Genomic DNA, 20,929 nt, shown 5'->3' on the forward strand with positions numbered 1-20,929 from the left:
AAGTCTAAGGAGGAGCACTTTTTTTATGTCGATTGAAGTTGGCAGCAAGTTACAAGGGAAAGTTACGGGCATTACAAATTTTGGAGCTTTTGTGGAGTTGCCAGGCGGTTCAACTGGTCTCGTTCATATCAGTGAGGTAGCCGATAACTATGTAAAAGATATTAATGAGCATTTAAAAGTCGGTGAACAAGTTGAAGTGAAAGTGATTAACGTTGAAAAAGACGGTAAAATCGGCTTGTCCATTAAAAAAGCAAAAGATCGTCCTCAACAACAATCAAGACCAAGCAGAAATGATTTCCGTCCGAAGGAATCGTTTGAACAAAAAATGAACAAATTCTTAAAAGATAGCGAAGATCGCTTAACATCTTTAAAACGTAACACGGAATCAAAACGTGGGGGGCGCGGAGCAAGAAGAGGTTAACTTGTTGCTGCTTTCTATATATTTTCACAACAAAGCATCTGCTGTTCAGCAGGTGCTTTTTTTCATGACCTATCCTACATTTTTTGAGATTTCGTCATTTAATTTAAAACTTTCTATTGACGGACAAGCGAATCCTTTGTATTATAGTTCTTGTGCTTCTTAGCGCATTATTATTATGGCGGTGTAGCTCAGCTGGCTAGAGCGTACGGTTCATACCCGTGAGGTCGGGGGTTCGATCCCCTCCGCCGCTATCCTTTTAACTAGAACATAAAGCAAGGCCCGTTGGTCAAGCGGTTAAGACACCGCCCTTTCACGGCGGTAACACGGGTTCGAATCCCGTACGGGTCATCTTCGAAACAGCTTTCTATAGGAAAGCTGTTTTTTTGTGCTTTCGTAAAATTCTGATGAAAGACATCGACTTTCATGAAAGTATGCCTCTTTGACGAATAAAGCGTCGAACGTTTTATGGAAACGACAACTTCTTTTGACAAAATTTCTTTTTCACCTTCGCTATAATGACAAGCAACGAATATCAGGTGGGGGATGAGAAGATGGAAAAACTAGAAAGAAGAACTGATTTAACAGGAGCGGGGTTTGAAAGAATCAGTGCGGGGTTAAAAAAGATGAAAAACCTGTTTCTTCATCACACGCATTCTCTTTTTTTCTATAAAGGGTTTATTTATGTTGTTCTAGGCTTTTTATTAGGACGAGCCTTTATATTATCTGAAATTATGCCGTTTGCTCTGCCTTTCTTTGGTTCCATGCTGCTTATTAAAAGAGATAAGGCAATGCTTGCTTGTCTCGCTTTACTCGCTGGGGCGATGACGATATCACCTCAAAATGCATTGTTTGTGTTTGCATCGCTGCTTATATTTCTCCTTATGTCAAAGGTGGTTTCTTTCATCATCAAAGACCCAGTGAAAACATTACCGGTTGTCATTGTTCTCTCGATGCTGATCACCCGAGGAGCGTTTGTTTACCTAGAGCAAGGTGCTGTGCAAAGCTATGATTATGTCATGGCGGGTGTCGAAGCAGGACTTGCCTTCATTTTGACACTGATTTTTCTTCAAAGCCTGCCGATTTTTACAGTCAGGAAAATTAAACATTCTTTAAAGGTCGAAGAAATTATTTGTTTTATGATTTTAATTGCCTCAGTTTTAACTGGACTTGCTGGGATCTCATTTCAAGGGATGCAGGCAGAGCATATTTTATCACGTTATGTAGTGCTGACCTTTGCCTTTATTGGCGGAGCCAGTATTGGTTGTACGGTCGGTGTCGTGACAGGATTAATTCTCGGTCTCGCCAACATCGGAAACCTTTATCAGATGAGTCTTCTTGCCTTTTCAGGTTTATTAGGCGGATTGCTGAAAGAAGGGAAGAAAGCAGGGGCAGCCATCGGCTTAATTGTGGGTTCCTTACTCATTTCACTGTATGGGGAAGGGTCGGCAGGTCTCATGACCACATTGTATGAATCACTTATAGCGGTTGCGCTCTTTTTGCTCACGCCGCAATCAGTCACCTCCAAGGTAGCGAAATACATTCCTGGCACGGTAGAGCATGTACAAGAGCAGCAGCAATATGCTCGGAAAGTACGAGACGTGACAGCAAAAAAGGTAGACCAATTCTCTAATGTATTTCATGCGCTGTCTGAGAGTTTTGCGACATTTTACGAATCCATTCCTGAAGAGAAGAAGCAGGAAGAGGATGTAGATCTTTTTTTAAGTACGATCACAGAACGATCCTGTCAAACGTGCTATAAGAAAAATAAATGCTGGGTGCAGAACTTTGATACAACCTATGAACTAATGAAACAAGTTATGCATGAATCTGATGAAAAAACGTACGAGCATAACCGAAAATTGAAAAAGAAATTTAGTCAGCACTGCTCAAAATCAAAACATGTCGAGGAATTGATTGAAGAGGAGATCGCTTACTATAAAGCCAACCAGACACTGAAGAAAAAAGTCCAAGACAGCAGACGTCTTGTGGCTGAACAGCTGATGGGGGTCTCGCAAGTGATGGAGGATTTTTCCCGGGAAATAAAACGAGAAAGAGAACAGCATTTTATTCAAGAAGAGCAGATGATAGAAGCGCTTCAGCACTTTGGTATTGAAATTCAGCAAGTAGAAATCTATAGCTTGGAGCAGGGAAATGTCGATATTGAAATGAGAATCCCATATTGCCAAGGGCATGGGGAATGTGAAAAAATCATTGCTCCAATGCTTTCAGATATTTTAGAAGAACAGATTTTAGTCAAAGCAGAGCAGTGTGCAGAGCATCCAACAGGCTATTGTCACGTTGTATTTGGCTCTGCCAAATCATATCGAGTGGCTACAGGCGTGGCACATGCAGCAAAAGGCGGAGGACTGGTATCTGGAGACAGCTACAGCATGATGGAGCTTGGTGCAGGCAAGTATGCCGCAGCTATTAGTGATGGAATGGGTAACGGAGCACGTGCTCATTTTGAAAGCAATGAGACGATTAAGCTGTTAGAAAAAATATTGGCGTCAGGTATCAATGAAAAAGTGGCGATTAAAACCATTAATAGTATTTTATCTTTACGAACAACGGACGAGATCTATTCAACATTGGATTTATCGATTATTGATTTACAGGATGCAAGCTGTAAGTTCCTCAAGATTGGTTCAACACCCAGCTTTATTAAACGGGGTGATCAGGTGATGAAGGTACAAGCAAGCAACTTGCCGATTGGCATTATTGATGAATTCGAAGTCGAGGTTGTGAGCGAACAGATGAAAGCAGGAGATCTCTTGATTATGATGAGTGACGGCATTTTTGAAGGGCCAAAGCATATTGAAAATCATGATCTGTGGGTGAAACGGAAAATGAAAAGCTTTAAAACAGAAGATCCACAAGAAATTGCTGATTTATTAATGGAAGAGGTCATTCGAACAAGAGCAGGCCAAATTGACGACGATATGACGGTTGTTGTCATCAGGCTCGACCACAACACACCAAAATGGGCTTCCATTCCGACAGGTACATTCTATCTTGAGAAACAAGAGATTTCTTAAAATATCGTATAATATGAATTTCTTCTGGCGATGATGGGGATATAAGCATTCAGTTACAATCCCAGGAGGAATGAAGATGCGAAAAGGTCACGTCAACCAAATCTTATTGATTACAGATGGCTGCTCAAATCACGGGGAAGATCCGCTTGCGATTGCCTCATTGGCAAAGGAACAAGGGATTACAGTCAATGTCATTGGCATTATGGAAGAAAACAGACACGATCATGAAGCGATGAAAGAAGTAGAGGGGATTGCTCTCGCAGGCGGAGGCATCCATCAAGTTGTCTACGTCCAGCAATTATCTCAAACAGTACAAATGGTCACGAAAAAAGCGATGACACAAACCTTACAAGGTGTTGTGAATAAAGAATTGCAGCAAATACTCGGCAAAGACACTGAAATTGAAGAGCTTCCACCTGATAAGCGCGGGGAAGTAATGGAGGTTGTTGATGAGTTAGGAGAGACGGTTCACCTTCAAGTACTCGTGCTTGTTGATACAAGTGCAAGTATGAAACCGAAGCTGCCGACTGTCAAAGAAGCACTTATCGACCTTTCCATCAGTTTAAATTCAAGAATTGGAGAAAATCAGTTTGGGATGTGTGTATTTCCCGGGAAAAACTCAGATGCAGAAATTGTGTTGAATTGGACGCCTCGATTCGATTCATTATCATCTATTTTCCCAAAACTGACCACTGGAGGAATCACCCCAACGGGACCAGCACTTCGGGAAGCACTTCAGCATTTCAAGTCAGTTCGCTCACGTAAAGGGCTGCTTGAAGCAAAGGAAGAGCATGATGATGAATTCGGTTTCTAACATCCCGTTAGGTACGGTGATTCAAGGGAAATGGCACCACCATCATTACCGTATTGTAAAAGAGCTTGGAAAAGGGGCGAACGGTGTTGTCTATCTGGCCGAATCGCCACATGGGCAAGCGGCCCTTAAAGTGAGTGATGACAGTATGCTCATTGCATCTGAAGTCAATGTATTAAAATCCTTTTCAAAGGCTCCTGTGAAAACCATGGGGCCTTCTTTTTATGATATGGATGATGCGATTTATCCCGGTATGCCTCAAAAACGCTCCTTTTACGTGATGGAATATGTCAGAGGCCCATTACTGCTTGAATTTGTGAAACAAAAGGGTGATGAATGGATCGTTGTTTTGATGATTCAGCTTTTATCTAGCCTGGCTCATTTACATCAGGAAGGATGGATTTTTGGTGACTTAAAGCCTGATAATCTCATTGTTTCTGGTCCCCCTGCCACGATCCGGTGCATTGATGTGGGAGGAACGACAAAAGCGGGCAGGGCAATTAAGGAGTATACCGAGTTTTTTGATCGAGGCTATTGGGGATTCGGCTCACGAAAAGCTGAACCAACTTATGATTTATTTGCCCTAGCCATGGTGATGGTCAACTGTGCGTATAAGAAAGAATTCAAAAAAGGAGCAGAACCAGAAAAGCAGCTTTATCGAGCCATTGAAGGACATCCTTTATTAAAGCGATATGAAAGGGTGTTAAAGGCTGCTTTACAAGGTAAATATCAATCAGCAGCAGACATGAAAAGTGCGATGCTGAAAGAAGGACAGCTGATTGAATCAAGAAAAACGCGCCAAAAGAAGCAACAGCAAAAAAACGCGCCAAAACCCGCTGTTAATCAAAATCAACAAGTGGCTTCACGATCGCGGGCTGCAGCAGCAAAAAGAACGTCAGTACGTAAAAAATCAGGCGGACTTTTTGAAACCATTCTTATCGTGTGCAGTGTACTCGCCCTTTACTGTGCATATGTGGTTTTGTTCCTGTTGTAGAGCTGTAAAAAAGCAGGCTTCTTCTTTGCTTGGAGCTACTGAAAGTGATAGGATATGTATATCTTTAAATTACCTGCTCTTTGTGAGGAGGAAGTTGTGAATAGAATTGAATCTTTTTTGAAAAAACATGATGTTTACCTTGAAAATACGACAGTCATTGTCGGGGTTTCCGGCGGACCGGATTCCATGCTTTTACTGCATGAACTTAACAAGCGCCGCAAAGGTTCCTATCAGCTGATTGCAGCCCATGTAGATCACATGTTCAGAGGAGAAGAGTCCTTTGCTGATTTGGCATTTGTTGAGGCTTACTGTAAGGAGCACGAGATCCCTTTTGAATCGTCCCGCATACAGGTCACCCAATATGCAAAAGAAAATCGCTTAAACAAACAGGCAGCTGCAAGGGAGTGCAGATATGCTTTCTTTCGTCAATTGATGGAGCAATACAACGCTCAATTTATAGCGCTTGCACATCATGGAGACGACCAAGTAGAAACAATGTTGATGAGACTTGCGAGAGGAACTGTTGGTATAGGACTCGCGGGTATCCAAGCAAAACGTCCTTTTCAAAATGGTTGGCTGATTCGTCCGCTCATTGGATACTCTAAGGACGACGTGCTAAAAGCTTGTGAAAAAGAACATGTTCCCTATGTCATTGATCAAAGCAATCATACAGATGACTACTTGAGAAACCGGGTAAGAAGACACATTCTTCCCGTGTTAAAAGAAGAGGCACCTCATGTACATGAAAGCTTTCAGTTTGTAAGTGACATGCTGACTGAGGATGAGCAATACTTGCAGGCTTTAACAAAGGTACAAATGAACCAAGTGATAACGAGTCAATCGCCTAAGCAAATTGAGATCAAAACGAAGCCTTTGCTTGACCTGCCTTTGCCTTTACAAAGAAGAGGCATTCAACTAATATTAAACTATCTTTATGAAAACACTCAATCAGCGTTTTCAAACCAGCATATTCTAGGGACTTTAGACTGGTTATCTCATACTGATCAACCGTCTGGATCATTAGATTTGCCAAAAGGTTTACAAGCTGTCAAGTCTTATGATCACTGTATGTTTACCTTTGAACGATCGCATGTAGTAGACCAGTCTTATGCTCTTCACTTAAAGGTTGAGCTTGGAGAAGAGCTTTTTCTCCCAAATGGACAGTCTATCGTCGTATCAAATCATGTTCCGAAGGATGCACGGAACGGAAACCATTTTTTCTTGCTTCAAAAAGATCATGTTCGTCTCCCTTTGATCATTCGCTCACGAAAAAATGGTGATCGAATCAAACTTAAAGGGATGAATGGATCAAAAAAGGTGAAGGATATATTTATTGATAAAAAAGTGCCTCTTGCAGAAAGAGACAGCTGGCCGATCGTCACTGACTCGGATCATCAAATCATCTGGATCCCAGGTCTGAAAAAATCCGTTTTTGAAGAAATTGATATGACAAACAGCGATCTCATTGTATTACAATATAGACAGCACGAAAATTTGTAGGGGGCAAGCAAAAGCATGAAACAAGATATTGAAAAGATTTTGATCTCAGAAGAAGAGATCCAGCAAAAAGTGAAGGAACTGGGTGCAACATTAACCAGCGATTATGATGGTAAATTTCCCCTGGCTATTGGTGTTTTGAAAGGGGCTCTTCCATTCATGGCAGACCTGATCAAACACATTGATACATATTTAGAACTTGATTTTATGGATGTATCTAGCTACGGAAAGTCTACCGTATCTTCTGGAGAAGTAAAGATCATTAAGGATCTAGATACTTCTGTTGAAGGAAGAGATATTTTGATTATGGAAGATATCATCGACAGTGGGTTAACTTTGAGCTATCTGGTAGAGCTTTTCCGATACCGTAAAGCAAATTCCATTAAAATTGTGACATTGCTTGATAAACCAAGCGGCCGCAAAGCAGACATCAAAGCAGATTATGTTGGATTTGAAGTACCAGATGCATTTGTTGTCGGCTATGGATTGGATTTCGCTGAACGTTACCGAAACCTCCCGTATATTGGAGTGTTAAAACCATCTGTTTACGAAGGCTGATCAGCATACGTATACATGAGGTTATTGGTTGTGTTGGAATGATTTTCTATGATACTATTGAACATAGTTGTGCTTACTGTGGGAGGAGGTAAGGAATGAATCGGGTTTTTCGTAATACGATTTTTTATATACTTATTTTATTACTTGTGATAGGGGTCGTTAGTTGGTTAGGATCCCCAAATCAAAAGCCTGAGAACATGTCTTACAGCAAATTTTCGCAAAATCTAAGTGCGGGAAAAGTGGAGAGTATCTCCATTCAGCCTGTAAGAGGGGTTTATGAAATTCGTGGTCAATTAGATGGCGCGAAGAAAGATCAATACTTCATTACCCATGTTCCAGATGGTCAAGGTGTTGACCAAATTTACAGTGCACTGAAGAATACAGATGTAAAAGTAGAACCAGCACCTGAAACAAATGGATGGTTGCAAGTTCTGACAACCATCATTCCGTTTATCATCATCTTTATCCTGTTCTTCTTCTTATTGAATCAAGCTCAAGGCGGCGGAAGCCGAGTCATGAACTTTGGTAAGAGTAAGGCGAAGCTTTACACAGAAGAGAAGAAACGTGTGAAATTTAAAGATGTTGCTGGTGCAGATGAAGAAAAGCAAGAGCTTGTAGAAGTGGTGGAATTCCTGAAGGATCCACGTAAATTTGCGGAGCTTGGCGCAAGAATCCCTAAAGGGGTTTTACTAGTAGGACCTCCAGGTACAGGTAAAACATTGCTTGCGAGAGCATCTGCAGGAGAAGCAGGCGTTCCTTTCTTCAGCATCAGTGGTTCTGACTTCGTCGAGATGTTCGTCGGTGTCGGTGCATCACGTGTACGTGATTTATTCGAAAATGCGAAAAAGAATGCACCTTGCTTAATCTTTATTGATGAGATTGATGCAGTGGGTCGTCAGCGTGGAGCCGGTCTTGGCGGTGGTCATGACGAGCGTGAACAAACGCTTAACCAGCTTCTTGTCGAAATGGATGGTTTTAGTGCCAACGAAGGTATTATTATCATTGCTGCGACGAACCGTGCAGATATTCTAGACCCTGCATTGCTGCGTCCGGGACGTTTTGACCGTCAAATTACGGTTGACCGCCCAGATGTTATTGGCCGTGAAGAAGTACTGAAAGTTCATGCGAAAAACAAACCGCTTGACGAGTCAGTCAACTTAAAAGCCATTGCAAGCAGAACACCAGGGTTCTCTGGAGCAGATCTTGAGAACTTACTAAACGAAGCAGCACTTGTTGCTGCCCGTCAAAACAAAAAGAAAATAGATATGCGTGATATCGACGAAGCGACTGACCGTGTCATCGCTGGGCCGGCGAAGAAAAGCCGCGTCATTTCGAAGAAAGAACGTAATATCGTGGCTTACCATGAAGCTGGTCATACCGTCATTGGTCTTATCTTAGACGAAGCGGACATGGTGCATAAAGTAACGATCGTTCCTCGTGGTCAGGCAGGCGGATATGCGGTCATGCTTCCAAGAGAAGACCGTTATTTCCAAACGAAGCCAGAGCTTCTTGATAAGATTGTCGGCTTGCTCGGCGGTCGTGTTGCAGAGGAAATTACGTTTGGTGAAGTAAGTACAGGCGCTCACAACGACTTCCAGCGTGCAACAGGCATTGCAAGAAGAATGGTCACAGAGTTCGGTATGTCTGATAAGCTTGGTCCGCTTCAATTCGGTCAATCACAAGGAGGTCAAGTATTCCTTGGCCGTGATTTCAACAATGAGCCGAATTATAGTGAAGCGATCGCTTACGAAATTGACCAAGAAGTTCAGCGTTTCATTAAGGAGAGCTACGAACGTGCGAAACAAATTCTCACTGAGAATAAAGATAAGCTAGAAATCATCGCACAAGCCCTTCTAGAAGTTGAAACATTAGATGCTGAACAAATTAAATCTCTTTACGAAACTGGAAAGCTTCCAGAGCGTGTATACGCAGATGACGAAGAGAAAAACGATGATGTGAAAGTAAACATCAAGAAAAAAGAAGATGAGGAGATCTAATCTCCTTCTGTGAAAGCTGCCGGGATCACCGGCAGCTTTTTTATTTCGATTCATGAATGGATCGGTTTCGAATTGTTTACAAATGGAACTCAATTCGTGTATGGTATGATAGAAAGTCGAAAAATGCTCTTTTTGAGAAACTATTCAAAGTGGTGATGAAGTTGTTACTCGTGATAGATGTAGGAAACACAAATACCGTTTTAGGTGTTTATCATAATGGCGATCTAAACTACCATTGGCGAATTGAAACAAGCCGTCATAAAACAGAAGACGAATTTGGTATGTCCATTAGGGCCTTATTCGATTATGTGGGGCTGATGTTTGATCAAATAGAAGGGATTATCATCTCGTCTGTGGTCCCGCCAATGATGTTCGCACTTGAAAGAATGTGTGAAAAGTATTTTCACCTAACACCCCAAATTGTAGGGCCTGGAATGAAGACTGGATTAAACATTATGTGTGACAATCCAAAGGAAGTCGGGGCTGATCGAATTGTCAATGCAGTAGCAGCAATTCACCTATATGGGGCGCCTCTTATTGTGGTAGACTTTGGAACAGCAACAACCTACTGTTATATCAATGAACAAAAACAATACATGGGTGGAGCGATTGCACCGGGTATTACCATCTCAACTGAGGCTTTATATACAAGAGCGGCGAAGCTGCCGAGAATTGAAATTGTTCGTCCTGATCACATTGTTGGAAAAAACACCATCAGTGCGATGCAATCCGGCATCCTTTATGGATATGTTGGTCAAGTCGAGGGAATAGTGAAACGGATGAAGCAGCAAGCCAAACAAACACCGAAAGTCATTGCAACAGGCGGTTTGTCTACATTGATTGGAAATGAATCAGACTGCATTGATATTGTCGATCCGTTCCTCACATTAAAAGGACTGCAGCTCATTTATGAACGTAATCGTGTCGGTGTATTATAGGAGGTTTAAATCAAATGGATTACTTAGTTAAAGCATTAGCATATGATGGAAAAGTCCGCGCATATGCTGCAAACACAACAGATACAATCAACGAAGCACAAAGAAGACATCATACGTGGCCGACTGCATCAGCTGCCATCGGCAGAACGATGACAGCAACCGTCATGATGGGTGCTATGCTGAAAGGTGAGAATAAGCTAACTGTCAAAATAGAAGGCGGTGGACCAATCGGCGCCATTATTGCTGATGGAAATGCAAAAGGTCAGGTGCGAGGATATGTCTCAAACCCACAAGTTCACTTTGATTTAAATGAACATGGCAAGCTGGATGTTAGACGTGCAGTCGGAACATCTGGAACCTTAAGTGTTGTCAAAGATATCGGGCTGAAGGACCACTTTACAGGACAAACGGAAATTGTTTCAGGTGAAATTGGAGATGACTTCACATATTATCTTGTTTCTTCTGAGCAAGTGCCTTCCTCTGTAGGCGTAGGCGTCCTTGTCAATCCAGATAATTCGATCCTCGCAGCAGGCGGTTTCATCATTCAATTGCTGCCTGGTACAGAAGATGCTGTTATTGAAAGACTAGAAAAGCGCCTGTCAACCATTGAACCAATCTCTAAACTCATTGAAAAAGGGATGACACCAGAAGAAATATTAGAAGAAGTACTCGGTGAAAAGCCTCAAATTTTAGAAACTGTACCCGTCGAATTTTCTTGTAACTGCTCAAAAGAACGGTTTGCAAATGGCATTATCAGCCTAGGGAAAGCCGAAATTGATGATATGATTGAACAAGACGGACAAGCAGAAGCTCAATGCCATTTTTGTAACGAAACGTATGTATTTACAAAAGAAGAGCTAGAAGAGCTACGTGAAGAATTAACCCGCTAAGCTCTAAGCAGCGGGTTTTCTTTTTAGAATGGAAAGGAGACGAAAGATGAGATTAAAAGCAAGAGTGGTATGGACATTTATCCTCGTGTTGCTCATGATTAATGCTGTTGTCATTGCATATGTATTAACAAAGTCACAAATGTCACAGGCTTCTTCTAATGGGAAGAGCGGTGAAGAAATTGCATCGATTGGAAAAGAGAAGGTAACGCGTCAAGAATGGTTAAAGAAGATGGAAGACCGCTACGGAAAGGCAACACTTGAACAAATGATCAATCTGAAGGTGGTCAATCAGCTTGCCAAGCAAAACAAGCTGGACGTGTCTTCGAAAGAGATCAATCGTGAATTGCTTATGCTCAAAGCAGTATCTAATAATTTCTACGAAGATGGACATACAAGTGAGAAGGAATGGAAAGAACAGATTCGTTATCAAATTTTATTAGAGCAGCTTTTAACAAGAGATGCCGTCGTTTCTGAAAAAGAAGCGAAATCGTTTTATGAAAAAAACAAGGACTTATATCAATATGATGATTCATACCGCATTCGCCATATTGTCGTGAAGACAAAGGACGAGGCTGAAAATGTATTGAAAGATTTAAAAGGTGGATCCAGCTTTGAAGCCGTAGCAGCTGAACGTTCAATCGACCGTTACACCTCACCATACGGCGGAGATCTTGGATTTGTGACAGAAGAGCAGGAAAGCATCCCAGCCCTATACATACAAGAAGCTCAAAAGCTTCAGCCAGATGAATGGACGAAAGAGCCAATTCAGACCAAAAACGGGTATGCCATTATTCAGTTAAAAGAAAAATTAAATGGCCGCTCTTTCTCCTATGACGAAGTCAAAGATCAGATTAAAAGGCAGATTGCGATGGAAGATCTAGGTGAAAAGGCGAATGTCAAAACCCTGTGGAAGGAAGCAAAAGTCACATGGTTTTACGATGGCGAGCAGGACTAAAAGCATTGACAAAATTTTTTGAAATTGATAATTTAATATTAATACAATAAAATTACTCGGAGATAGAGGTGTTAGTGATGGCTCGTATTGCAAATTCAGTTTTTGAACTAATAGGAAATACACCAGTCGTTAAATTAAACCGTTTAGTAGATGAAGACAGTGCGGATGTCTACTTGAAACTTGAATATATGAACCCAGGCAGCAGTGTCAAAGATCGTATTGCTTTAGCGATGATCGAAGATGCTGAAGCGAAAGGTACACTAAAAGCCGGCGATACCCTTATTGAACCAACAAGTGGAAACACAGGAATCGGCCTTGCGATGGTAGCGGCTGCTAAAGGAATCAACGCGATTTTGGTTATGCCAGACACAATGAGTCAGGAGCGCCGCAACCTTTTACGCGCTTATGGTGCGGAGCTTGTCTTAACACCAGGTGCAGAAGGAATGAAAGGTGCCATCAAAAAAGCAGAAGAATTGGCAGAGGAGCATGGTTACTTCATGCCTCAGCAATTTAGCAACGAAGCCAATGCGGAGATTCACCGTCGTACAACTGGGAAAGAAATTCTTGAACAGTTTGACGGCGAGCTTGATGCATTTATTGCAGGTGTTGGTACGGGCGGTACGATTACAGGTGCTGGTGAAGTCCTAAAAGAAGCCATCCCATCCATCCAGCTTTATGCGGTAGAACCGACAGATTCCCCTGTATTGTCAGGCGGAAAGCCGGGTCCACATAAAATTCAAGGAATTGGAGCAGGTTTTGTTCCTTCAATCCTGAACACAGAAATATATGACGGCATCATCCAAGTGAAAAACGAAGATGCATTTGAGCTTGCAAGAAAAGCAGCGAAAGAAGAAGGAATCCTTGGTGGTATTTCTTCCGGAGCAGCTATTTACGCAGCACTTCAAACAGCGAAGAAGCTTGGTAAAGGGAAAAAGGTTCTCGCAATCATCCCAAGTAACGGTGAGCGTTACCTCAGTACACCTCTTTATCAATTCGATTAAACCAATCACCCCAGCGTTTGCTGGGGTTTTTTCATGAATTCTGAAGATGGAAAGCAAATACTATTTTCTAAATAAATTGGATTGCATTACAATAAGATTAATGAAAATAAAAAAGGATGATAACATGACACAACGCAGGCCGATGGGCATCAAAATTCCTTTTACGAAAGATGCATTCTTGAAAAGATACGAACAATTAACTGCTCGTGAAACACATCATGTGCTTCTAGAAAGTGCACGCGGCGGTTCATATAGCGTTGCTGGTATTCACCCGATCGCTAAAGCGAAGGGGAAAGATGGGATGACGACCATCCATTATCAAGGTGAGGTATTGTTCAAAGAAGGTGATCCATTCAGAGCGTTTACGGATTGGTTTCAAACCCTTCAAACCGAAACAAACGACGAATACCCCGACTTCCAAGGTGGAGCGATTGGGTTTTTAAGCTACGATTATGCTAGATACATCGAGCATTTTAAGATGCTGGCAATTGATGATCTTAAAACACCAGACCTTTATTTCCTCGTGTTTAACGATGTTGCAGTTTTTGATCATGAAGAGAACGCACTGTGGCTGATTACTCACACAGAGGAAGCAGAACCAATGAGTGAAGCGAATCAAAGGCTGGAAGAATGGAAGCGAAAGTGGACAAGCTCTTTTGAAGAATCAGCACAATCACCTGTCAATGAATCTTCCACAGAATTTGTACCAGCAGCACCTTTTACTGAAGAAACCTTTGGAGAAGCAGTAGAGAAAATTAAGCAATATATCGCAAACGGTGACGTGTTCCAAGTGAACTTATCTATCAGACAAGATGAACAGCTTCACACTCATCCGTATGATTTATACAAAACGTTACGTCAAGTGAATCCATCTCCTTATATGTCTTACCTGCATACGCCTGACTTCCAGATTGTTTGTGGATCTCCAGAGCTGCTTATTAAGAAAAAAGGAACTCAGCTAGAAACAAGACCAATTGCCGGAACAAGATCACGAGGCAAAGACGACGCTGAGGATCAAGCACTGGCAAAAGAACTCATTGAAAATGAAAAAGAACGCGCAGAGCATGTCATGCTCGTTGATCTTGAGCGGAATGACCTTGGACGAGTATCTACTTATGGATCCGTAAAAGTGAACGAATTTATGGCGATTGAGAAATATTCACACGTGATGCATATTGTATCCAATGTACAAGGAGAGCTGCGTGATGAATGTGACGCGGTAGATGTCATGAGAGCTGTATTCCCAGGAGGAACGATTACAGGTGCACCAAAAGTGAGAACAATGGAAATCATAGAAGAACTTGAGCCAACAAGACGTGGGCTTTATACTGGATCTATAGGCTGGTTTGGATTCAATCAAGATATGCACTTTAATATCGTTATTCGGACTGCGTATTGTACAGAAGGAAAAGCCTTTATGCAGTCAGGTGCGGGGATCGTCATAGATTCTGTCCCAAAACACGAATACAAAGAATCCATTAAAAAAGCCTATGCAGTGAAGAAAGCAATACAGTTGAGCAAAGAAGAGACTATTTTGAGTTAGAGGTGAGCAGAGTATGATTTTAATGATTGATAATTATGATTCATTTACGTACAACCTGGTCCAGTATTTAGGGGAGCTTGGAGAAGAATTGATCGTGAAACGGAATGATCAAGTGACCATTCAAGAAATTGAAGAGCTCAAGCCGGATTTTCTCATGATTTCTCCAGGTCCATGCAGTCCTGATGAAGCGGGAATTAGTATGGAGGCGATCAAGCACTTTGCAGGAAGTATTCCGATCTTCGGTGTGTGTTTAGGCCACCAATCCATCGCACAAGTCTTTGGCGGGGATGTTGTTCGAGCAGAGCGCTTAATGCACGGTAAAACGTCAGAGATTAAACATGACGGAAAAGGTGTCTTCACAGGACTTCAAAATCCGCTCGTTGCAACGAGATACCATTCATTAATTGTCAAAAACGAGACGCTGCCAGAGTGCTTTGACGCAACAGCCAGCACAAAGGAAGGCGAGCTCATGGCGATTCGCCATAAAGAATTGCCGATTGAAAGTGTGCAATTCCATCCTGAATCAATTATGACGTCCTTCGGAAAAGAAATGCTGAAAAATTTCATTGAAACCTATCGTAAAAAGGGGCATGAAGTAAACGCATGATCATTTATCTGAACGGTCAGTATATAGAGGAGAAAGACGCGACTCTTTCTCCTTTTGATCATGGTTTTCTATATGGCATCGGTGTATTCGAAACATTTACCAGCCTGGCAGGACAAGTCTTCCTGTTGGATTGGCATCTTGAAAGGCTCAATCAATCATTACGTGACCTTTGCATCGAATCCACAATAGAGAAACCATTTGTACTCGACATCATTCATACCTTACTGAATAAAAACCAAATAGCCTGCGGCCATGCGAGAATTCGCTTGAATGTTTCTGCGGGCAGAGGAAACGGATTCTCTGCAGATCCTTATGAAGAGCCTGTCGTTTTTGTCATGATCTCTCCTTTCCGTCCAGAATCTATTTTGGATGAGAAAAAGGGAGTCATTCTTCAAACGAGAAGAAATACACCGGAAGGCCCAAGACGCCTCAAGTCTCATCATTATATGAACAACTTGCTCGCTAAAAGGGAAGTGGGGAATGACCCGTCGTTAGAAGGCATCTTTTTAACAAAAGAAGATGATGTGGCAGAAGGCATTACCTCGAATATCTTTTGGCGAAAAGATGATGTGATCTATACACCGTCACTTGATACAGGCATTTTAAATGGGGTCACTCGTCGATACTGTATGGAAACGCTCCGCGCTATGGAGGCTTCTCTAAAGGAAGGGCGATACCCAGTCTCACATTTGCTTTCTGCTGATGAGGCATGGATGACCAATTCTGTTCAGGGAGTTGTACCGTTCAGAGGAATAGGAGAAATCCACTTTCCCAAAAACAGCCGGACAATTTCAACAAAGTTAAGAATGCAATACACTAAAGAACGTCAAGACCATAAAGAGTAGGTGGACACAATGACACAACAATTGATAAAACAGCCTAAAATCATACAGGCCAAGCACCATACCCTTAGTTATGAAGAAAAGACATTAGTCATGGGCATTTTAAATGTCACTCCTGACTCTTTTTCAGATGGAGGAAAGTTTAATCAAGTAGATAAAGCGCTGGCTCATGCAGCGCAGCTGATAGAAGACGGGGCACATATTATCGATATTGGCGGAGAATCGACTCGTCCGGGAGCGGCACTTGTCTCGGAAGAAGAGGAGCTTTCAAGAGTCATTCCGGTCATTGAGAAGATTACAAAAGAATTAGATGTACCTATCTCTATTGATACGTATAAAGCCCGTGTTGCAGATGAAGCGGTGAAAGCTGGAGCCTCCATCATTAATGATGTATGGGGAGCAAAGGCAGATCCCCAAATGGCACATGTGGCAGCGAAGCACAATGTTCCAATCATTTTAATGCACAATCGGCCAGAACGAAACTACACACATCTGATTTCAGATATGATCGCCGATTTGAAAGAAAGTGTCCAAATTGCCCAGCAAGCGGGTGTCAGCGATGACATGATCATATTAGATCCTGGTGTAGGATTTGCGAAAAATAAAGAGGACAACCTGAAGGTCATGAATGAACTTGAACATTTTTGTCACCTTGGGTATCCACTGCTGCTGGCTACATCTCGAAAACGATTCATTGGTGCTGTCTTAGACCTGCCGCCTGAAGAACGTACTGAAGGAACAGGTGCGACGGTCTGTCTTGGGATTCAAAAGGGCAGTGCGATGGTCCGTGTACATGATGTAAAAGAAATTGCAAGAATGGCAAAAATGATGGATGCCATGCTGAATAAGGGAGGCGCTTATCATCGATAAAGTATATGTAAACGGAATGGAATTTTACGGGTACCACGGCGTATTTGCAGAAGAAAACAAACTAGGGCAGCGATTCCGCGTGGACTTAACAGCTTCACTTGATTTAAGTAAAGCCGGACAAACTGATGACCTCAATGAGACGATCAACTATGCAGAGCTCTACCAAATCTGCAAAAGCATCGTAGAAGGTGAGCCGGTCAATCTCGTTGAAACACTGACAGAAAGAATTGCAAACCAAGTGTTAAAGGACTTTCCGACAGTCCAGGAATGTACAGTGAAGGTGATCAAGCCAGATCCGCCAATTCCAGGTCACTATCAGTCCGTTGCAATTGAAATGACGAGATCACGCACATGAATAACACGGCATACATCGCATTAGGCTCAAACATAGGTAAAAAAGAAACCTATTTAAAAGAAGCCGTTAAAAAACTGCATGAACATCCAGAGGTACAAGTGGAATTAATCTCATCAATATATGAAACAACACCTGTAGGCTATGAAAACCAAGATGACTTTTTAAATATGGCCGTGAAAATTACCACTTCACTTCGTCCAGAGGAACTACTGTCTCTTACTCAGACAATCGAGCAAGAGTTAGGCAGAACAAGAGAAGTGAGGTGGGGGCCGCGAACGGCTGACCTTGACATTTTACTTTATAATCGTGAAAATATTGAAACAGAACAACTTGTAGTGCCGCATCCTAGAATGTACGAACGTTTATTCGTTCTTGTTCCGATGAGTGAGATTTGCCCAGAAATCGGCGAAGTACAAATAAATGCCGTAACAGACCAAGAAGGTGTAAGCATATGGAAAAAGACATGTGGGGTAGAAGAATTCGTGCATACCGAAAGCTAAAAGGGTATACTCAGGAAGGGTTCGCGAAAAGACTGGGCATCTCTGTCTCTGTCTTAGGAGAAATTGAGCGAGGCAATCGATTACCAACAAACCAATTGGTTGGTCAAATAGCAGATGCTTTAAATATAACGGTGGAAGAACTTTCGCCAATCCTTGAAGAAGAAAGGAGGGGGAAAAATGTTTAAAATCGGAGATATCGAGATTAAAAACAAAGTAGTGCTCGCGCCGATGGCTGGTGTGTGCAACTCTGCCTTCAGACTGACGGTGAAAGAGTTTGGAGCGGGCTTAGTCTGCGCTGAAATGGTCAGTGACAAAGCGATCCTGATCAACAATGCAAGAACAATGGGTATGCTATACATTGATGAACGGGAAAAGCCTTTGAGCCTTCAGATATTTGGAGGGGAAAAAGATACACTCGTCGAAGCGGCAAAGTTTGTAGACAAGAATACCACAGCGGATATTATTGATATCAACATGGGCTGTCCTGTGCCGAAGATTACGAAATGTGATGCAGGAGCGAAATGGCTGCTTGATCCAAACAAAATTTATGAAATGGTCTCTGCTGTTGTAGATGCTGTAGACAAACCAGTTACAGTGAAAATGAGAATGGGCTGGGACGAAGACCATATCTTTGCTATTGATAATGCCCGTGCTGTTGAACGAGCAGGTGGACAAGCGGTTGCGCTTCACGGACGGACACGCGTGCAAATGTACGAAGGAACAGCGAATTGGGATATCATGAAAGAGGTTAAACAATCTGTATCCATTCCTGTCATCGGCAATGGCGATGTCAAAACCCCTCAAGATGCAAAACGTATGCTTGATGAAACGGGTGTGGACGCTGTCATGATCGGAAGAGCCGCACTAGGAAACCCGTGGATGATCTATCGAACGGTTCATTATTTAGAAACGGGTGAACTGAAAGAAGAGCCAAACGTGCGTGAGAAAATGTCAGTGTGCAAACTTCACTTAGACAGACTCATTGACCTGAAAGGCGAGCATGTGGCTGTCAGAGAAATGAGAAAGCACGCAGCATGGTACTTAAAAGGTGTCCGAGGCAATGCGGACGTAAGAAATCAAATCAATCAAAGTGAAACGAGAGCGGAGCTTGTACAAGTTCTTGATGACTTTACGATCGAAGCCGAGGCAAAAGAGCTTCAAAGTATAAAAGTAGGATAAGACTATCTTTCTTTTTGTAGCTCACTGCTAGTGCATGTACTGGCAGTTTTTCTGCTTTTCTCTGCAAAATACATTATTGGAGTGATATAAATGAGTAATGAAGGGCTTAATAACGAAGAATTAAATGACCAATTTCAGGTCAGACGTGACAAAATGAATAAAATGAGAGAAGAGGGTATCGATCCATTCGGTGAACGATATGACCGTTCTCATCAATCTGCGCAAATTATCGCTGAATATGACGAGTTTTCTAAAGAAGACTTAGAAGGAAAAGCGGCTCAAGTAACAATCGCTGGACGTATGATGACAAAGCGCGGAAAAGGAAAAGCTGGCTTTGCACATATTCAAGACCTAGAAGGACAAATTCAAATCTATGTTCGTAAAGATAGTGTAGGGGAAGAAGCTTACGAATTATTCAAAAGCTCAGACCTAGGCGATATCATCGGTGTAACAGGAACTGTTTTTAAAACAAACGTAGGAGAACTTTCTATTAAAGCGACCAGCTTTGAGGTTCTTACGAAAGCACTTCGCCCGCTTCCTGATAAGTATCATGGATTAAAAGATGTTGAACAACGCTATCGTCAGCGCTACCTTGACCTCATTGTAAATCCAGAAAGTAAGCAGACGTTCATCATGCGAAGCAAAATCATTCAATCCATGAGAAGATACTTAGATTCTAAAGGATACTTAGAAGTTGAAACACCAACAATGCACAGCATCCCTGGTGGTGCATCAGCGCGTCCTTTCATTACTCATCACAATGCACTTGATATGCCGCTTTATATGCGTATTGCGATCGAGCTGCACTTAAAACGCCTAATTGTCGGTGGTCTAGAGAAAGTATACGAGATTGGTCGCGTATTCCGTAATGAAGGTGTATCAACTCGTCACAACCCAGAATTCACTATGATCGAGCTGTATGAAGCATACGCAGACTACAAAGACATCATGAATCTGACTGAAAACCTGATTGCTCATATTGCCCAAGAGGTGTTAGGAACAACAACCATTCAATATGGAGAAGATGAAATTGATCTCAAACCTGAATGGAAGAGACTTCATATGGTTGAAGCGGTCAAAGAAGCAACAGGTGTAGACTTCTGGCAGGAGATGTCTGTAGAAGAAGCAAAACAGCATGCTGCTGATCATGGTGTTGAAATCACGAAAAATATGACAGTAGGTCATATTATCAATGAGTTCTTCGAGCAAAAAGTAGAAGAAACATTGGTTCAGCCTACATTCATTTACGGACATCCAGTGGAGATTTCTCCATTAGCTAAGAAAAATCCTGAAGACCCTCGCTTTACTGATCGCTTTGAGCTGTTTATCGTACGCCGCGAGCATGCAAATGCATTCACAGAGCTAAACGATCCAATCGATCAAAGAGAACGCTTTGAAGCTCAATTAAAAGAACGTGAAGAAGGAAACGACGAAGCACATCTAATGGATGACGATTTTGTTGAAGCATTAGAATACGGTATGCCTCCAACAGGTGGTCTAGGAATCGGAATCGACCGATTAATCATGCTTTTAACAAATTCTCCATCAATCAGAGATGTACTGCTTTTCCCACAAATGAGAAACCGCTAATACATCAACCAAAGCGCCATTTTATCTATGGCGCTTTTTATTTTTCATAAAATGAAACTTTTTTTAAAAAAACTATTGCAAGGAAAGAATCCAGATGGTATATTATTATTCGTTGCCGCAAAACAGCAACGAGGTTAAAAAAAGAAATTGAAAAAAGTTCTTGACTTTAACTGATGCAAAATGGTAAGATATTAAAGTCGCTTACGAGCGATAACGAAAATGATCTTTGAAAACTAAACAAGACAAAACGTACCTGTTAATTCGAGTTTTTATAAAAAAATCCTATGATACTTCATAGGTAGTCAGTCAAACGCTGACGAAAAACAAAACTTCGGTTTTGTACTTT

At 41.9% G+C, this 20,929-nt stretch carries 19 protein-coding genes, 2 tRNA genes and 1 pseudogene; all 22 read left to right on the forward strand.

Translation table 11 applies throughout. The annotated features are described in order from the left end of the window. The first annotated feature begins 25 nt into the window (after positions 1-25). The 22 genes and pseudogenes from ACN6NB_RS00310 (at position 26) to lysS (ending at position 20,583) form a co-directional block, all read left to right on the forward strand. A complete protein-coding gene (locus tag ACN6NB_RS00310; RefSeq protein ID WP_008357409.1) occupies positions 26-421 on the forward strand; it encodes a S1 domain-containing RNA-binding protein in 396 nt (131 codons plus the stop codon). A gap of 177 nt (positions 422-598) precedes the next feature. Next, positions 599-672, forward strand: a tRNA-Met gene (locus ACN6NB_RS00315). Between the two features lie 25 nt (positions 673-697). Then, a tRNA-Glu gene (locus ACN6NB_RS00320) sits at positions 698-769 on the forward strand. 203 nt (positions 770-972) lie between these two features. After that, positions 973-3,456, forward strand: coding sequence for a stage II sporulation protein E (gene spoIIE, locus ACN6NB_RS00325; protein ID WP_144490966.1), 2,484 nt, complete (start codon positions 973-975; stop codon positions 3,454-3,456). Between the two features lie 76 nt (positions 3,457-3,532). Then, positions 3,533-4,270 (forward strand): vWA domain-containing protein, encoded by a 738-nt coding sequence (locus ACN6NB_RS00330; protein ID WP_034325063.1) that lies wholly within the window; start codon positions 3,533-3,535, stop codon positions 4,268-4,270. Beyond that, positions 4,254-5,261 carry a protein kinase domain-containing protein gene (locus tag ACN6NB_RS00335; protein WP_106025938.1) on the forward strand — a complete coding sequence of 336 codons (1,008 nt, stop codon included), beginning with the start codon at positions 4,254-4,256 and terminating at the stop codon, positions 5,259-5,261. Before ACN6NB_RS00330 ends, ACN6NB_RS00335 begins: the two co-directional genes overlap by 17 nt. A gap of 96 nt (positions 5,262-5,357) precedes the next feature. Beyond that, positions 5,358-6,780, forward strand: a pseudogene (tilS, locus tag ACN6NB_RS00340) (tRNA lysidine(34) synthetase TilS). Beyond that, positions 6,777-7,316: a hypoxanthine phosphoribosyltransferase gene (hpt, locus tag ACN6NB_RS00345; protein WP_008357399.1), complete on the forward strand. Its 540-nt coding sequence runs from the start codon at positions 6,777-6,779 to the stop codon at positions 7,314-7,316. The pseudogene tilS and the gene hpt overlap by 4 nt, the downstream one beginning before the upstream one ends. 95 nt (positions 7,317-7,411) lie before the next feature. Next, on the forward strand, positions 7,412-9,313 hold the full coding sequence (gene ftsH / locus ACN6NB_RS00350) for an ATP-dependent zinc metalloprotease FtsH (RefSeq protein ID WP_034284252.1): 1,902 nt from the start codon (positions 7,412-7,414) through the stop codon (positions 9,311-9,313). Between the two features lie 161 nt (positions 9,314-9,474). Continuing rightward, positions 9,475-10,251 carry a type III pantothenate kinase gene (locus ACN6NB_RS00355; protein ID WP_039175940.1) on the forward strand — a complete coding sequence of 259 codons (777 nt, stop codon included), beginning with the start codon at positions 9,475-9,477 and terminating at the stop codon, positions 10,249-10,251. A 14-nt stretch (positions 10,252-10,265) separates the two neighbouring features. Further along, positions 10,266-11,141 (forward strand): Hsp33 family molecular chaperone HslO, encoded by an 876-nt coding sequence (gene hslO / locus ACN6NB_RS00360; protein ID WP_024425653.1) that lies wholly within the window; start codon positions 10,266-10,268, stop codon positions 11,139-11,141. A 46-nt stretch (positions 11,142-11,187) separates the two neighbouring features. Next, the gene (locus ACN6NB_RS00365) at positions 11,188-12,096 is read left to right on the forward strand and encodes a peptidyl-prolyl cis-trans isomerase (protein ID WP_039175942.1); all 909 of its coding nucleotides are present in this window, start codon (positions 11,188-11,190) and stop codon (positions 12,094-12,096) included. A gap of 77 nt (positions 12,097-12,173) precedes the next feature. Further along, complete coding sequence (cysK, locus tag ACN6NB_RS00370) at positions 12,174-13,097, forward strand: cysteine synthase A (protein WP_024425655.1); 924 nt, start codon at positions 12,174-12,176, stop codon at positions 13,095-13,097. Between the two features lie 124 nt (positions 13,098-13,221). Continuing rightward, on the forward strand, positions 13,222-14,640 hold the full coding sequence (locus ACN6NB_RS00375; RefSeq protein ID WP_366207069.1) for an anthranilate synthase component I family protein: 1,419 nt from the start codon (positions 13,222-13,224) through the stop codon (positions 14,638-14,640). A gap of 13 nt (positions 14,641-14,653) precedes the next feature. Further along, positions 14,654-15,247 (forward strand): aminodeoxychorismate/anthranilate synthase component II, encoded by a 594-nt coding sequence (gene pabA / locus ACN6NB_RS00380; protein ID WP_024425656.1) that lies wholly within the window; start codon positions 14,654-14,656, stop codon positions 15,245-15,247. Next, complete coding sequence (gene pabC, locus ACN6NB_RS00385; RefSeq protein ID WP_268474613.1) at positions 15,244-16,092, forward strand: aminodeoxychorismate lyase; 849 nt, start codon at positions 15,244-15,246, stop codon at positions 16,090-16,092. The genes pabA and pabC overlap by 4 nt, the downstream gene beginning before the upstream one ends. 9 nt (positions 16,093-16,101) lie before the next feature. After that, positions 16,102-16,959 (forward strand): dihydropteroate synthase, encoded by an 858-nt coding sequence (gene folP / locus ACN6NB_RS00390; RefSeq protein WP_058838231.1) that lies wholly within the window; start codon positions 16,102-16,104, stop codon positions 16,957-16,959. Further along, positions 16,952-17,314: a dihydroneopterin aldolase gene (folB, locus tag ACN6NB_RS00395; RefSeq protein ID WP_024425659.1), complete on the forward strand. Its 363-nt coding sequence runs from the start codon at positions 16,952-16,954 to the stop codon at positions 17,312-17,314. The genes folP and folB overlap by 8 nt, the downstream gene beginning before the upstream one ends. After that, positions 17,311-17,814 (forward strand): 2-amino-4-hydroxy-6-hydroxymethyldihydropteridine diphosphokinase, encoded by a 504-nt coding sequence (gene folK / locus ACN6NB_RS00400; protein WP_039175953.1) that lies wholly within the window; start codon positions 17,311-17,313, stop codon positions 17,812-17,814. Before folB ends, folK begins: the two co-directional genes overlap by 4 nt. Next, a complete protein-coding gene (locus tag ACN6NB_RS00405) occupies positions 17,766-17,999 on the forward strand; it encodes a helix-turn-helix domain-containing protein (RefSeq protein WP_024425661.1) in 234 nt (77 codons plus the stop codon). The genes folK and ACN6NB_RS00405 overlap by 49 nt, the downstream gene beginning before the upstream one ends. Beyond that, complete coding sequence (gene dusB, locus ACN6NB_RS00410; protein WP_039175955.1) at positions 17,992-18,993, forward strand: tRNA dihydrouridine synthase DusB; 1,002 nt, start codon at positions 17,992-17,994, stop codon at positions 18,991-18,993. The genes ACN6NB_RS00405 and dusB overlap by 8 nt, the downstream gene beginning before the upstream one ends. A gap of 90 nt (positions 18,994-19,083) precedes the next feature. Next, on the forward strand, positions 19,084-20,583 hold the full coding sequence (gene lysS, locus ACN6NB_RS00415) for a lysine--tRNA ligase (RefSeq protein WP_034284259.1): 1,500 nt from the start codon (positions 19,084-19,086) through the stop codon (positions 20,581-20,583). The last annotated feature ends 346 nt before the right edge of the window (positions 20,584-20,929 follow it).

The sequence above is a fragment of the Bacillus sp. 11B20 genome, assembly GCF_056098985.1.

Bases quoted from the DNA above. Each gene is read 5' to 3' on its own strand.
- spoIIE (WP_144490966.1), top strand. From the start codon at position 973: ATGGAAAAACTAGAAAGAAGAACTGATTTAACAGGAGCGGGGTTTGAA.
- ACN6NB_RS00365 (WP_039175942.1), top strand. From the start codon at position 11,188: ATGAGATTAAAAGCAAGAGTGGTATGGACATTTATCCTCGTGTTGCTC.
- folK (WP_039175953.1), top strand. From the start codon at position 17,311: ATGAATAACACGGCATACATCGCATTAGGCTCAAACATAGGTAAAAAA.
- folP (WP_058838231.1), top strand. From the start codon at position 16,102: ATGACACAACAATTGATAAAACAGCCTAAAATCATACAGGCCAAGCAC.
- dusB (WP_039175955.1), top strand. From the start codon at position 17,992: ATGTTTAAAATCGGAGATATCGAGATTAAAAACAAAGTAGTGCTCGCG.
- lysS (WP_034284259.1), top strand. From the start codon at position 19,084: ATGAGTAATGAAGGGCTTAATAACGAAGAATTAAATGACCAATTTCAG.
- hslO (WP_024425653.1), top strand. From the start codon at position 10,266: ATGGATTACTTAGTTAAAGCATTAGCATATGATGGAAAAGTCCGCGCA.
- ACN6NB_RS00375 (WP_366207069.1), top strand. From the start codon at position 13,222: ATGACACAACGCAGGCCGATGGGCATCAAAATTCCTTTTACGAAAGAT.
- ACN6NB_RS00335 (WP_106025938.1), top strand. From the start codon at position 4,254: ATGAATTCGGTTTCTAACATCCCGTTAGGTACGGTGATTCAAGGGAAA.
- ACN6NB_RS00405 (WP_024425661.1), top strand. From the start codon at position 17,766: ATGGAAAAAGACATGTGGGGTAGAAGAATTCGTGCATACCGAAAGCTA.
- pabC (WP_268474613.1), top strand. From the start codon at position 15,244: ATGATCATTTATCTGAACGGTCAGTATATAGAGGAGAAAGACGCGACT.
- ftsH (WP_034284252.1), top strand. From the start codon at position 7,412: ATGAATCGGGTTTTTCGTAATACGATTTTTTATATACTTATTTTATTA.
- ACN6NB_RS00310 (WP_008357409.1), top strand. From the start codon at position 26: ATGTCGATTGAAGTTGGCAGCAAGTTACAAGGGAAAGTTACGGGCATT.
- hpt (WP_008357399.1), top strand. From the start codon at position 6,777: ATGAAACAAGATATTGAAAAGATTTTGATCTCAGAAGAAGAGATCCAG.
- cysK (WP_024425655.1), top strand. From the start codon at position 12,174: ATGGCTCGTATTGCAAATTCAGTTTTTGAACTAATAGGAAATACACCA.
- ACN6NB_RS00330 (WP_034325063.1), top strand. From the start codon at position 3,533: ATGCGAAAAGGTCACGTCAACCAAATCTTATTGATTACAGATGGCTGC.
- pabA (WP_024425656.1), top strand. From the start codon at position 14,654: ATGATTTTAATGATTGATAATTATGATTCATTTACGTACAACCTGGTC.